Here is a 13,795-nt window from a genome sequence, read left to right on the forward strand (position 1 = left end):
AAATTCGTGAATTCGTGGCAAATATTACAGCTTAACGACTTCCAATTTTGTCAATTCAGACAATTCCAGAATTCTATTCACTTCATTTTTATTCGCTAGAAAAAACAAATAACTATCGCCATACGTTTCACACGTCATTAGTTCTAAATTCCTTTTTTCTAATTCTGATTGTATGTACGGAAACAAATCATGACTATACGTTTCTTCTGGATATTCGAAAGTAAAATCTTCTTCTCCAAGCATTTCTCCAATAAAATATTCAGCATCTTCGGGATCAAATTTCCAGTCGCTATGCCATGAATTTATACCTTCAAAAAAGTCGAAATTATAATCAAATTCGTCATCATTTTGCTCTCTCTTCTCAAAAAGTTCTTGCGATTGGCTTTCTAATAATTCTCCTTCAATTTCTCCTCGAGAAACTAATTGCAGATATTCTTTAAACATTTCTAAAGTCACTTCTTCAGTTCCAACTAGATTTTCTTGAGACGGAAGCTCAACAGTTTCAGGAATTTCAATATTTAAATATTGGCAGATTCCTTGCAAAACCAATTTAAAATCTCTAATTCCGATTGCTTCACTTTCATTCTTCGGATCGTTAATATCCAAAAGTTCACTTTCCAACAATCCTTTTGTATAATCGAAGAAATGTCTTCCTGAATACAATATTTTAAAATCGTTTATTTCTAAACTATTCGTACAGCAGAAAAAGATCACGAAGTTTTTTATGGAACGTTTAAAGAACTTTTTCTCTTCTGGAGTCGGCTCCGAATAAAACTGAATATGTATAAAATCGTATTCTAAACCTTCTTGAATCTGTTCTTCAGAAAGAGTGCCAATATTCATTTTTTTATAAAGTTCATTCAAAACTTCATAAGCATTATTGAAACTTGCTTTTTTAATTTCTTCAATTCCTTCTTCATGATCAAATGAACCTGGAACGAAAAATAAATTCACCATAACATCTTCCTGAATTCCTTTTACTTTAAATTCAAGACTTGATTGTTGATTATATAGATAGGAATAAATAGGATCAATAACATCAAAAGAAATGATCGATTTTGGATCGTTATTGCGTCCAAATATGTTGGAGAAAAAGCTCATTACAACTAATCGTTAGAATATTTAAAACTTTGATTCATTTTATCAAAAGGAATCACTTCATTTACAATCGATTCTAATTCGAAATCTGTCAATAATCCTCTAGCCGATTCTACAATTTTTGGAGAAACATGTATTTCATAATCAATAATCTCTCGTTTTAAAATTCCCTCAAGAATTGAATTTTGGCGATCGGTTAAGTATTTTTTATGCGATTTAAATACCGATTCAATATCGTCTCTGAATTCTTCATCGCTTAGTTCGTTGTAAGTATCTTGCTTTGACATATCGATCAATAAAACTTTGAAGATAAAATCTTGTAGATTTTTTGCCAGATAATTCACTTCATTCATGTCGTGCCAAACGTATACAATTGGCACATCTCCATTATTTTCTTCATTTAAGAAAAAACAATAATGATCGCCGCTGCCGCTTTTGGCAAACGGAATAAACTTAAATTCCGGATTAATATTACGATAATCTTCTGGGTCTTGAAGTTCTTCGATTTCTTCGGCAACAGATTTTAAATTCAGCGATTCAAAATCATACGAATGCAAAAGTAAAGGCGGATTATCTTTTAAAGTAGGATAGACATCCGTATACCAATTTGGACCATATTCTCCAACATCGAGCATGCCATCGGCATCTAACTGCTTGTATAAGAGAGGGTATTCAAATCCGTATTTTTTTTCGATTTCTTGTATTGTCATCTTTGGGGGAATATTCTATTAAAATCAGAATACTAAGATAACAATCTTTACTGGACCAAAAAACCCGAAGCCAATTATTTCAAGGATTCCGCGATCATTAAGGCACATTTTTCGCCATCAATTGCCGCAGAAATAATTCCGCCTGCATAACCCGCTCCTTCTCCACAAGGATATAAACCTTTGATCTGCAAATGTTCTAAAGTCATAGCATCTCTCGGAATTCTAACTGGCGAAGAAGTTCTACTTTCTGGCGCATGCAAAATGGCTTCATTCGTTAAATAACCGCGCATTGATTTTCCGAAATCCTGAAATCCTTGACGCATAATCTGAGTTAAAAAACCTGGAAAAACCTGTCCCAATTCAACCGAAGTTGTTCCAGGAACATAAGAAGTTTTAGGAATATCTGATGAAACTTTGCTTTTTGTAAAATCAATCATTCGCTGTGCAGGAACTTTTTGAGTTTCTCCAGCCAAATGCCAAGCTTTTTGTTCGATGCTTTTTTGAAATTCCATTCCAGCTAAAGCTCCGAATTTTGCAAAAGGTTTAAAATCTTCCAATTTTAATTCGACTACAATTCCAGAATTTGCTGTTGATTGATCACGTTTAGATGGTGACCAACCGTTTGTAACCACTTCGCCTGGACTTGTTGCACATGGCGCAATTACACCTCCTGGACACATACAGAACGAATACATTCCACGGCCGTTAACTTGTTTTACAATTGAATATGGTGCCGGCGGTAAATGTTCTCCACGGAAATCACAACTGTATTGAATACTGTCAATTAATTCCTGAGCATGTTCTGCACGAACTCCTAAAGCAAAAGGTTTTGCTTCTATTAAAATTTTCTTTTTGTCTAATAATTCAAAAATATCACGCGCCGAATGTCCTGTTGCCAAGATCAGTTTATTGGCATGAATTTTATCTCCATTCTGCGTTACGATTCCTTCAACTTCATTATTCTTTACTAAAATATCGTCTACGCGAGTTTCGAATAAAACTTGACCGCCAAATTCTCTGATTTTATTTCTAATATCTTCAATAATTTTTGGCAATTTATTAGTTCCAATATGTGGATGCGCTTCGACCAAAATATCTTCAGAAGCTCCAAAAGCTACTAGAAGTTCAAGAATTCTAGTTACATCGCCACGTTTTTTAGAACGCGTATATAGTTTTCCATCAGAATACGTTCCTGCTCCTCCTTCGCCAAAACAATAATTCGAATCTTCGTTTACAATATGTTCACGATTAATTGCCTTTAAGTCACGACGGCGACCACGAACATCTTTTCCTCGTTCTAGAACAATTGGTTTTAAACCTAATTCAATTAATTGCAAAGCAGCAAAAAGTCCGGCTGGACCTGCGCCAACTACAATCACTTCTTGTGCATTTGAAACATCCTTATATATAGGAAGCTCCAATTTCGTTTCCTGAAAAGGTTCGCCTTTCAAATAAATAACAACTTTCAAATTGATTTTAATTGCTTTCTGACGTGCGTCGATAGAGCGTTTTAAAATCGAAACATGCTGAATTTCTTGAACCGAAACTTTAATCTGCTTAGACAAATGGTCTTTTAGCAATGATTCGTTTGCAGCAATTTCTGGTGTAACTTGAAGTAAAAGTTCTTTAGGCATTTTTGTGTATTTATTCTATTAGCTTTTCTTTCTATGAAAAGAACATGCAAAAGTACTATTTTGAAATGATATTTTGCAATTACATCTTCTAAACACGTTTTGTCACATTGAGCGAAGTCCAAATGCGCGCTGGTTCTCGACTCCGCTCGAACTGACAGTCTAATAAAGACAAAGAAAAAACTTAGAACCTTAGTATCTCAGAATCTTAGAACCTTAAAAAAAGACTTTGTACCTTTGTCCCTCAGAACCTTTGCACCTTTAAAAAAAATGTCTAGAAAAATAAAATTGATTTGGGATTTCCGTGGACCAGCTTCAGCTAAAACGGCTGAACATCACGAAATCCATTTGAAAGAATATATCGCAATCGAAAAACTACCTTTAAATATTACAGGATTTAAAATCATAGACGAAATGTACGCCATAGCTTTTATGGTGGTAACCGACGAAAATATGATTCAAGTAAGAGATGCTTTGAAACCGCATCGTGGGGAATTGTATGAAGGGTAAATAGTCGCAGTTTTCGGTCACAGTTTACAGCCTCTTACTAACTGAGACTGTAAGCCGAGACTGTAAACTTTTAATATACTGAATAAGTTAAAATTACAGTTTTCGGTCACAGTTTACAGTCCCACAACTGAGACTGTAAACCGAGACTGTAAACTTTTTAGTTCGCTACTTCGCTAATAAACTTAATACGCATTAAACGCAATTCGTCTATATCATAGTCGCCGTCAAATTCTTTTAGCGCATCTTCTATTTTATCTGATTCAGATTCCATGAAGTAATCGTGAATTTCTTCCTGCTGATCGTCATCTAAAATATCATCTAGCCAATATTTGATATTCAGCTTAGTTCCAGAATATACGATTTGTTCCATTTCTTTGATTAAAGCATCCATCGAAAGTCCTTTCGCGGAAGCGATATCATTTAATGAAAGCTTTCTATCAATATTCTGAATAATGTATAATTTATTGGCAGAGTTTACTCCTGTAGATTTTACTACTAAATCGTCTGGGCGAATAATATCGTTGTCTTCAACATAACGACTGATTAAAGCAACAAATTCGCTTCCGTATTTTTTAGCTTTTCCTTCACCAACACCATGAATATTGTATAATTCTTGTATCGTTATCGGATATTTCAAAGCCATATCCTCAATCGAAGGATCTTGGAAAACTACGAATGGAGGCACTCCCAATTTTTTAGCCACTTTTTTACGAAGTTCACGAAGCATTCCTGTTAAAACTTCATCTGCAGTTCCTGATGATTTTCCACCTGTTACAATAGTTTCATCATCTGCTTCAGTGTATTCATGATCTTCAGACATCATGAATGAAACTGGACTTTTAATAAAATCTAAACCTTCTTGCGTGATTTTAATAACACCATAGGTTTCAATATCTTTAGACAAATATCCTGTAACTAGAACTTGTCTCAATAAAGCCATCCAGTATTTTTCGTCGTGGTCTGAACCAGCACCAAAATAAGGTTGTGTATCTGTTTTGTGCGCTTTAATTACGGCATTAATACGTCCTATTAAAGTAAACACAATTTCTTTTGATTTGTAAATATGTTTGGTGTCGCGAACAATTTCAAGAAGTTTAACCACTTGTTCTTTCGCCTCCACTTTATGTTTTGGATTGCGAACATTGTCGTCCATATCGGCACCTTCACCATTTTCGCTGTCAAATTCTTCTCCGAAATAATGAAGAAGGAATTTTCTACGCGACATCGAGGTTTCAGCGTAAGCCACAACTTCTTGTAAAAGTGCAAAACCAATTTCTTGTTCGGCAACTGGTTTTCCAGACATAAATTTCTCCAGCTTTTCTACATCCTTATAAGAGTAGTAAGCCAAGCAATGCCCTTCTCCGCCGTCACGTCCTGCACGACCCGTTTCTTGGTAATAACTTTCAAGTGATTTTGGAATATCGTGGTGAATTACAAAACGAACGTCTGGTTTATCAATTCCCATTCCGAATGCAATTGTTGCTACCACCACATCTACATCTTCCATCAAGAACATGTCTTGATGTTTCGCCCGGGTTTTAGCATCTAAACCTGCGTGGTAAGGAACGGCGCTGATTCCGTTTACTTGCAAAACTTCAGCAATAGATTCTACCTTTTTACGGCTTAAGCAGTAAATAATTCCAGACTTGCCTTTATGCTGTTTGATAAATCGAATAATATCCGACTCAATGTTTTTCGTTTTTGTACGAACTTCATAATACAAGTTCGGCCTGTTGAATGATGCCTTAAAAGTATTAGCATCAGACATATCAAGGTTTTTCAGGATATCTTCCTGAACCTTTGGGGTTGCGGTTGCGGTAAGACCAATAATTGGCACTTTACCTAGCTGCTTAATTATATTTCTCAGATTTCTGTACTCCGGCCTAAAATCATGTCCCCATTCTGAGATACAGTGTGCTTCATCAATAGCAACAAAAGAAATTGGGACACTTTGTAAAAAAGCCACATATTCTTCTTTTGTTAATGATTCGGGGGCGACATACAAAAGTTTGGTCAATCCAGAAGTAATATCTTTCTTAACCTGAGCAATTTCTGTTTTAGTTAGAGAGGAGTTTAATACATGTGCAATTCCATTTTCAGACGAAAGACTTCGAATTGCGTCAACCTGATTTTTCATCAAAGCAATTAAAGGGGAAACAACTATTGCTGTTCCTTCTTGAATTAAAGCCGGTAATTGATAACACAGAGATTTTCCACCACCGGTCGGCATTATTACGAATGTATTCTTTTCGTCTAGAATACTCGTAATGACTTGCTCCTGCAAGCCTTTAAATTGGCTAAAGCCGAAATACTTCTTTAATTCTTTATGTATTTCAATTTCATTTGAATTCATTCTCTATATTAACTGTATTTTGTATAAATTTGCAACACATAAAGATACAACTTTCTTTTATACATACAAATTTTAAATATTCTGTTTTGATCACAAAAGAAAATATATTGGCGATTGCCAAGAAAACAATACTCTCTGAAAGTGAAGCAATTACAAAACTAATTGATTTTTTGGACGAAAATTTTTACGAAGCAGTCCAACGCATATACGAAACCAAAGGTCGTTTGATCGTAACAGGAATTGGAAAAAGTGCCATCATTGCACAAAAAATGGTAGCTACTTTTAACTCTACTGGAACTCCTTCTATGTTTTTGCATGCCGCAGAAGCAATTCACGGTGATTTAGGAATGATTCAAAATGATGACATCATTATTTGCATTTCTAAAAGCGGAAATAGTCCAGAAATTAAAGTGCTTGTACCTTTATTAAAAAGATTCGGAAACACTTTAATTGGAATAACAGGAAACATCACTTCTTTCCTAGCAAAAGGTTCTGACTATGTTTTGAATACGACAGTTGATGTTGAAGCTTGTCCAATTAATCTCGCTCCAACAAACAGCACAACGGCACAACTTGTTATGGGAGATGCCCTTGCAGTTTGCTTAATGGAAATGCGTGATTTTAAACCAGAAGATTTTGCAGTTTATCATCCAGGCGGTGCATTAGGAAAAAAACTATTGCTTCGCGTGAAAGATATGATCGAAAACTCACTAAAACCTACCGTAACTCCTGAAACTTCTGTCAAAAAAGTGATTTTTGAAATCTCTGAAAAAAGACTAGGTGTTACAGCAGTTGTGGAAAATGATAAAATAATCGGAATTATTACCGATGGAGATATTAGACGAATGTTAAACGATAGAGATTCTATTGCAGACTTAACAGCCAGAGACATTATGACGAAAAACCCAAAAATGGTTTCGTCTGAGACAATGGCAGTTGATGCTTTAAATATTTTAGAAGATTACTCTATTACTCAGTTAATTGTTTCTGACGAAGGAACATACAAAGGCGTTTTACATTTACATGACATTTTAAAAGAAGGAATCGTATAATGGCAAAAAAAAATCTTGGCGAAATGTCATTTTTGGATCATCTAGAAGAACTAAGATGGTTATTGGTTAGAAGTACACTTGCAACATGCATCATGGCATTTGTTACTTATTTTATTAGTGATTATTTATTTGATCAAATTATTTTAGGTCCGATTAGACCAACGTTCTTTACCTATGTTTGGTTTTGCGACTTATCACATTCATTGGGATTTGCAGACAGCATTTGTATTACAGAACTGAATTTTATTATTCAGAATACCGAAATGGAAGGTCAGGTTAACATCTTTGTTTGGATGTGTATTTTGGCCGGATTTATTTTAAGTTTCCCTTATATTTTATGGGAAATCTGGAAATTCATCAGTCCAGCACTTTATGAGAAAGAAAGAAAAAATGCAAAATTATTCATTTTCGTTTCTTCTTTACTTTTCTTTTTAGGAGTATTGTTTGGGTATTTTGTGGTAATCCCGATGTCGGTAAACTTCGTTGCTACATTTTCTATCAGTGATGTAGTAAAAAACCAATTCACACTGGAATCTTACATGGGAATGGTTAAAACAAGTATTCTAGGAAGTGCACTCTTTTTTGAATTGCCAATAGCTATTTATTTCTTAACGAAATTAGGATTAGTAACTCCTGAATTCTTGAGAAAATACTGGAAATATGCTGTAGTAATTATTTTAATCATCGCTGCGATTGTAACTCCGCCAGACGTTGTAAGTCAGACTATTGTTGCAATTCCGATGTTAATTATCTACGAAGTCAGCATTCTTATTTCAAAGATTGTTTATAAAAATAAATTAAAAGAAAATGTCTGATATCATACAAGAATTTAACGACTACCGTTCTAAAATGAACGAAAAACTGCTTGCTGACAATAACAAAATTGTAAAGCGAATTTTCAATCTTGACACCAACGCTTACGCGGAAGGCGCTCTCGATGTAAAAACAAAAGAACTTTTAGGTCTAGTTGCATCAACTGTTTTAAGATGTGACGACTGCGTAAAATACCATTTAGAAACAAGCTATAAAGAAGGTGTTTCTAAAGAAGAAATGATGGAAGCAATGGGAATCGCAACTCTTGTTGGAGGAACAATTGTAATTCCTCATTTAAGAAGAGCTTACGAATTCTGGGAAGCTCTTGAAGAAGCGGGAAAATAATTAGAAAATATGTCAATTAGATAATTAGATAATTGCCTTAAAACAGTAAATATCTGATTTTGAAAATGCAATAATTTGTTAATTCATTTATCTGATTGATTATTTTACTTTTAATTTGCCTCTTCAAATAAATTTTAAAATTGAATTTGAGTTAGTATAATTATCTCATTTTCAAATTATCTAATTATCTAATTGAACAAATGAAGCTAAGAGCCGATAATTTAATCAAAACTTATAAAGGACGTAGTGTTGTAAAAGGGATTTCTGTTGAAGTAAATCAAGGAGAAATCGTGGGACTTTTGGGACCAAATGGAGCTGGAAAAACAACATCTTTTTACATGATTGTAGGATTGGTAAAACCAAATCAAGGGAACATTTTTCTTGACGATTTGAACATTACCGATTATCCGATGTACAAGCGTGCACAGCAAGGAATTGGTTATTTGGCACAAGAAGCTTCTGTATTTAGAAAGTTAAGTATTGAAGATAACATTCTGAGTGTACTGCAATTGACTAAACTTTCTAAAGAAGAGCAAATTGCTAAAATGGAAAGCTTAATTGAAGAGTTCAGTTTGGAGCACATTCGTACCAACCGAGGAGATTTACTTTCTGGAGGTGAGCGTCGTCGTACAGAGATTGCACGTGCATTGGCAACCGATCCAAAATTTATTTTATTGGATGAGCCTTTCGCGGGAGTTGACCCTGTTGCGGTTGAAGATATTCAGCGAATTGTAGCACAATTAAAAAATAAAAATATCGGAATCTTAATTACTGACCACAACGTTCAGGAGACATTAGCTATTACCGATAAAACATACTTAATGTTCGAAGGAGGAATTCTTAAAGCAGGTGTTCCAGAAGAATTGGTAGAAGACGAAATGGTTCGTCGCGTTTACCTTGGACAAAACTTCGAACTTCGTAAGAAGAAATTGGAATTTTAATTTTAAGTATTCAGTCGCAGTTTTCAGTCTCAGTGAATGCTGAAAAACTGCAACTGCGACTGTAAACTATTAAAAAATGAATTCAGAAAAACCAACTCAGGAAGATTACGACAATTGGCATAAAGATCCAAAGAACTGGTATTTTTTTAATTCGTTTTACTACAATCCGAAAGACAAAAGACTTCTTCCTCCAAAAAAAATCAAATGGATGGGCTATACTATAAATTTTGCCAACCCATATTCTGTAGCGCTTTTGTTGCCTTTTATAATAATTGTTATTTTAGTTCTGTCAAAATAGTTTCAGAAAACTGTAAACTGAGACTGCGACTGAAAACTTACTCAACCGTAATAAAATGCAATTGTTCTAAATCGCCATTGTAAATATTAACATCAACACGATGTTTAATTCCTGGCAGAGAAGCTTTTTCTGTAAACTGCCAAAATAGCCAATCATCTTCAATTTTTTCTCTGTAGAAATTATAATTGGCAATCCAGAAAAGATATTCGCTAAATTCTTCTTTCAAAAAATCTGAATAATATCTTTCTCCAGAATAAATTATTGGGCGAACTTGATAATGTTTTTCTACTTTATTCAACCAACGTTTCAAACCTTTTTTCAAGCTATCCAAAGGCTGATTTTTAGGTAATTTTTCGATATCTAAAACTGGCGGAAGATCTCCTTTTTGCAATTTTACTGTTTTGATAAAAAGATCAGCTTGTTCTATAGAATTTTCGTTGGGACGATAATAATGATAAGCACCGCGCATGAATTTATTCTCTTTTGCGCCTTCCCAGTTTCTTTTAAATTGCCTGTCTACACGATCGTTTCCTGCTGTTGCACGAATGAAAACAAACTGAACTGGATATTTTTCATCTAAGATTTCAACTTCTTCCCAATCTACTTTTCCTTGAAATTCAGATACGTCGATTCCAACAACTTTTCCTTTATGATTTTCGAGAACACGAATATTTCGAACATCAGAAAGATGTTTATCTACCTCATCTTCATCTAAAACTTTTTCTGTTTTAAAACCTAAATAATAAGCAAGCCCTTTGCGATAATGATAAATTATCCCAATAAATAAAAGTCCGAAGAAAATCAATAAAATTGAACGAAAAAGCCTGCTCAGAAATGATCTTCCAGCGGGCTTTCTTGAATATGTTTTACGATAAGTCGTTTTTCTTGCCATTAAACAGAATTACTTTTTCAGAAACAGATTATTGATAATAGACAACAATACATAAAAAGCAATAATCAATGGAATTGCCATGTATTGAAGCAAGACAACCATTAATACAGAAATAATTAAAAACACAATTTGAAGTGCATTTTCTTTAAAGCTGAATTTTTTAATTTTTAAAGAGAACAACGGAATTTCAGCATTCAAAATATAAGCACTGCATAATGTTATTACCAACAAAACCCATTGATTGGTTAAAATCTCTAAAACCATCAAAGAATCTGAAAACAAAATAACCAAAGGAAGGCTTAAAATAAATAACGAATTTGCTGGTGTTGGCAATCCGATAAAAGAATCTGTCTGACGAGTATCGATATTAAAATTAGCCAAACGATAGCAAGATCCTAAAGTAATGATAAATCCTAAAAATGCAATTGCAGGATTTGTCCCTAATTCGTGGCCACTGTTCAAAAACATGCTATACATCACATATCCTGGAGCAACTCCACTGGTTACCATATCTGCAAGAGAATCTAATTGCAATCCAAGCGGACTTGAAACTTTAAATAATCTGGCAAAAAAGCCATCGAAGAAATCAAAAAAGATTCCCAGACAAACCATATAAAAAGCCATTAGATAATTATTTTCGGAAACAAAGACAATTGCGACACAACCGCAAAAAAGATTAATTAATGTGATTAGATTTGGGATGTGTTTTTTAATATTCATAGCTTAAATTTTTGATAATGGCAGAGAACAAATTTAGTATAATAACTCGATGCAAAACGAGTTTTTTAGAGAGTTTTTTATTTCAAAGTCCGACTTTCGGAATATTTAACTAAAGGAACTTATTAGATGCATAAAATATTATATTTTTGATAAAAATTTAAAACAGGCCTCGATCTGCAAAAACATATACGTTGAAGAAATATTTAGTGTTTTTATTATTTTGGAGTTATACTTTTCAGTATGCGCAAACCGCTCGAAAATATTCGAATGAATTTATGAATATTGGGGTTGATGCCGCGGCTCTTGGAATGGCAAGCGCCGTAACTGCTTCTACAAATGATGTAACTGCAGGTTACTGGAACCCAGCAGGTTTAACGCATCTTGAAGATCATCAAATTGCTTTGATGCACGCCAGCTACTTTGCCAATATCGCACAATACGATTACATAGGCTACGCAAGCCCGATTGACGACAGAAGTGCTTGGGGAATTTCGATGATTCGTTTTGGAGTAGATGACATCATGGACACCACACAGTTAATCGATAATCAAGGAAATATAGATTATAACAGAATTAGCCTGTTCTCTACTGCAGATTATGGCTTTACTTTTTCTTACGCAAGAAAATTGCCTGTTGAAGGATTTCAATATGGTGTAAATGCAAAAGTAATTCGAAGAATAATCGGAAAATTTGCCAACTCTTGGGGATTTGGATTTGATGTGGGACTTCAGTTTGAAAGAAACGACTGGAAATTTGGCTTAATGCTTCGCGACATTACCACAACTTACAATGTTTGGAATATTGATGAAGAAGAATACGCTAAAATCGCCAATGCAATTCCGGGAGAAAATAATACATTGCCAGAAAGCACAGAAATAACATTGCCAAAAGCACAATTGGGAGTTTCAAAAAGATTTGACTTTCATAACGAATGCAGTCTTGTCACTTCAGCAAATTTAAACATGCGATTTGAACAAACCAACGATATCATTTCATCAAAAGCTATAAGTATAGACCCAGCTCTAGGGTTTGAATTTGGTTATACTGATTTGGTTTTCGTACGCGCTGGTGCAGGAAACTTTCAGAATGTAATGCAGTTGGACAATACCGAAAAAGTAAATTTTCAGCCTAATATCGGTTTAGGATTTAGATATAAAGGCATACAAATTGATTACGCTCTAACCGATTTAGGAAATCAAAGCACTGCTTTGTATTCTAATATTTTTTCGTTGAAAGTAGATTTAGGTATCTTTAGATAATTAGAAACCATAAAACATTTAAAATTTTAAATCATGAAAACTGTCATGTTCAAAAAAGCACTTTTTCTTTTATTATTCTTATCAAGTTTTATTGGTTTCAGTCAAAGTTTGGCTTTAACGAAAGATGCAAAAATAAGCATTCTAACTTGTGGACTAGGAAATGAGACGTATTCTTATTTTGGACATACTGGAATTCGAGTTTCAGATCCTGGAAACAATTTTGACGTTGTCTACAATTATGGAACTTTCGATTTTAGAACTCCAAATTTTGTTTTAAAGTTTGCTAAAGGAGATTTGCAATATTTTGCAACAGTTCATTCTTATCCAGAATTTTTTGAAGAATATACGTATGAGAAAAGAAGCATTTACGAACAGGAATTACTAATTTCTCAAGATTTAAAACAAAAACTTTTTGACCAATTAAATGCTGTTTTAGCTTCTGAAGAGCGTTATTATACTTATAAATTCATTGATAAAAACTGCACTTCGATGGTTGTTGATGTCGTGAATAAAACTTTAGGCGGAAATGTAATTGCTAAAACAGAAGACACGGACAAAACCTACCGTTCTATTCTGTTTCCTTATTTTGATGGTCATTTCTACGATCAATTGGGAACGAGCATTATTTTTGGAACGAAAGTCGATCAAATGGGAACAAGAATTTTTCTTCCTTTTGAATTGAAAAATAGTTTAGATAAAACTACTTTCCAAAACAAACCTTTAGCTGCAAAAAGCAAAACACTATTAGAATTCACAAAAGAAACACCAGCTTCTTTGTGGAATAACATCTATACTTATCTCTTTATTTTACTTTTTGTAATCTTTGCCAGAAACAAAACGGTTGACAAAATCTATTTTCTGATTTTATCTCTTATTGGAACATTCTTCGTCGTTATGGGATTTTATTCTTTTCACCAAGAACTGGCTATGAATTATAATGTGCTATTATTTAGCCCACTTTTATTGGTTTTAATTTTGTTTTCGATTTTTAAAAACAAATTATGGACTTATAGATTTTCGCTAATCAACTTTGTGCTTTTAGTAATTTACTTTTTGTTTTTGATCAATAAAGCGCATTTCTTTATCACTTTACCGTTGATTATTACAAGCGGAGTGGTTTTAGTGCGAACAGCAATTCGCAACAAAAAACCAATTCCGATTATAATTTAAAAT

General features: G+C 33.8%; 14 protein-coding genes. 8 read left to right on the forward strand and 6 right to left on the reverse strand.

The features are described 5' to 3' along the window. Positions 1–24 precede the first annotated feature (24 nt). The 3 genes from ACE01P_RS01135 to ACE01P_RS01145 all read right to left on the reverse strand — a co-directional run bounded on the left by ACE01P_RS01135 (position 25) and on the right by ACE01P_RS01145 (position 3,442). The gene (locus ACE01P_RS01135) at positions 25–1,101 is read right to left on the reverse strand and encodes a hypothetical protein (RefSeq protein WP_379693143.1); all 1,077 of its coding nucleotides are present in this window, start codon (positions 1,099–1,101) and stop codon (positions 25–27) included. A gap of 5 nt (positions 1,102–1,106) precedes the next feature. Beyond that, positions 1,107–1,808, reverse strand: coding sequence for an SMI1/KNR4 family protein (locus ACE01P_RS01140; RefSeq protein ID WP_379693145.1), 702 nt, complete (start codon positions 1,806–1,808; stop codon positions 1,107–1,109). A gap of 74 nt (positions 1,809–1,882) precedes the next feature. After that, the gene (locus ACE01P_RS01145; RefSeq protein ID WP_379693149.1) at positions 1,883–3,442 is read right to left on the reverse strand and encodes an NAD(P)/FAD-dependent oxidoreductase; all 1,560 of its coding nucleotides are present in this window, start codon (positions 3,440–3,442) and stop codon (positions 1,883–1,885) included. Positions 3,443–3,709: 267 nt separating this feature from the next. Between ACE01P_RS01145 and ACE01P_RS01150 the strand changes: the two genes are divergently transcribed. Continuing rightward, positions 3,710–3,949, forward strand: coding sequence for a hypothetical protein (locus tag ACE01P_RS01150; RefSeq protein ID WP_379693151.1), 240 nt, complete (start codon positions 3,710–3,712; stop codon positions 3,947–3,949). Positions 3,950–4,106: 157 nt separating this feature from the next. On the opposite strand, the gene recQ is transcribed toward ACE01P_RS01150, so the two are convergent. Further along, on the reverse strand, positions 4,107–6,302 hold the full coding sequence (recQ, locus tag ACE01P_RS01155; RefSeq protein ID WP_379693153.1) for a DNA helicase RecQ: 2,196 nt from the start codon (positions 6,300–6,302) through the stop codon (positions 4,107–4,109). Positions 6,303–6,388: 86 nt separating this feature from the next. Between recQ and ACE01P_RS01160 the strand changes: the two genes are divergently transcribed. The 5 genes from ACE01P_RS01160 to ACE01P_RS01180 all read left to right on the forward strand — a co-directional run bounded on the left by ACE01P_RS01160 (position 6,389) and on the right by ACE01P_RS01180 (position 9,751). Continuing rightward, positions 6,389–7,354, forward strand: coding sequence for an SIS domain-containing protein (locus ACE01P_RS01160; RefSeq protein WP_379693156.1), 966 nt, complete (start codon positions 6,389–6,391; stop codon positions 7,352–7,354). Beyond that, positions 7,354–8,169, forward strand: a complete 816-nt coding sequence (tatC, locus tag ACE01P_RS01165) for a twin-arginine translocase subunit TatC (RefSeq protein WP_379693158.1) — start codon at positions 7,354–7,356, stop codon at positions 8,167–8,169. The genes ACE01P_RS01160 and tatC overlap by 1 nt, the downstream gene beginning before the upstream one ends. Beyond that, a complete protein-coding gene (locus tag ACE01P_RS01170; protein ID WP_144217757.1) occupies positions 8,162–8,512 on the forward strand; it encodes a carboxymuconolactone decarboxylase family protein in 351 nt (116 codons plus the stop codon). Before tatC ends, ACE01P_RS01170 begins: the two co-directional genes overlap by 8 nt. A 200-nt stretch (positions 8,513–8,712) precedes the next feature. After that, positions 8,713–9,453, forward strand: a complete 741-nt coding sequence (gene lptB, locus ACE01P_RS01175; RefSeq protein WP_111379889.1) for an LPS export ABC transporter ATP-binding protein — start codon at positions 8,713–8,715, stop codon at positions 9,451–9,453. 76 nt (positions 9,454–9,529) lie between these two features. Then, a complete protein-coding gene (locus ACE01P_RS01180) occupies positions 9,530–9,751 on the forward strand; it encodes a DUF5808 domain-containing protein (protein WP_379693161.1) in 222 nt (73 codons plus the stop codon). Positions 9,752–9,788: 37 nt separating this feature from the next. On the opposite strand, the gene ACE01P_RS01185 is transcribed toward ACE01P_RS01180, so the two are convergent. Beyond that, positions 9,789–10,643, reverse strand: a complete 855-nt coding sequence (locus tag ACE01P_RS01185) for a glycoside hydrolase family 25 protein (RefSeq protein WP_379693164.1) — start codon at positions 10,641–10,643, stop codon at positions 9,789–9,791. 9 nt (positions 10,644–10,652) lie between these two features. Then, the gene (locus tag ACE01P_RS01190) at positions 10,653–11,363 is read right to left on the reverse strand and encodes a CDP-alcohol phosphatidyltransferase family protein (protein WP_379693166.1); all 711 of its coding nucleotides are present in this window, start codon (positions 11,361–11,363) and stop codon (positions 10,653–10,655) included. Between the two features lie 275 nt (positions 11,364–11,638). Between ACE01P_RS01190 and ACE01P_RS01195 the strand changes: the two genes are divergently transcribed. After that, positions 11,639–12,622 (forward strand): PorV/PorQ family protein, encoded by a 984-nt coding sequence (locus tag ACE01P_RS01195; protein ID WP_379693425.1) that lies wholly within the window; start codon positions 11,639–11,641, stop codon positions 12,620–12,622. Between the two features lie 33 nt (positions 12,623–12,655). Further along, on the forward strand, positions 12,656–13,792 hold the full coding sequence (locus ACE01P_RS01200) for a DUF4105 domain-containing protein (protein WP_379693168.1): 1,137 nt from the start codon (positions 12,656–12,658) through the stop codon (positions 13,790–13,792). The last annotated feature ends 3 nt before the right edge of the window (positions 13,793–13,795 follow it).

It is taken from the genome of Flavobacterium sp. HJSW_4, assembly GCF_042436695.1.
Taxonomy (GTDB): Bacteria; Bacteroidota; Bacteroidia; order Flavobacteriales; family Flavobacteriaceae; genus Flavobacterium.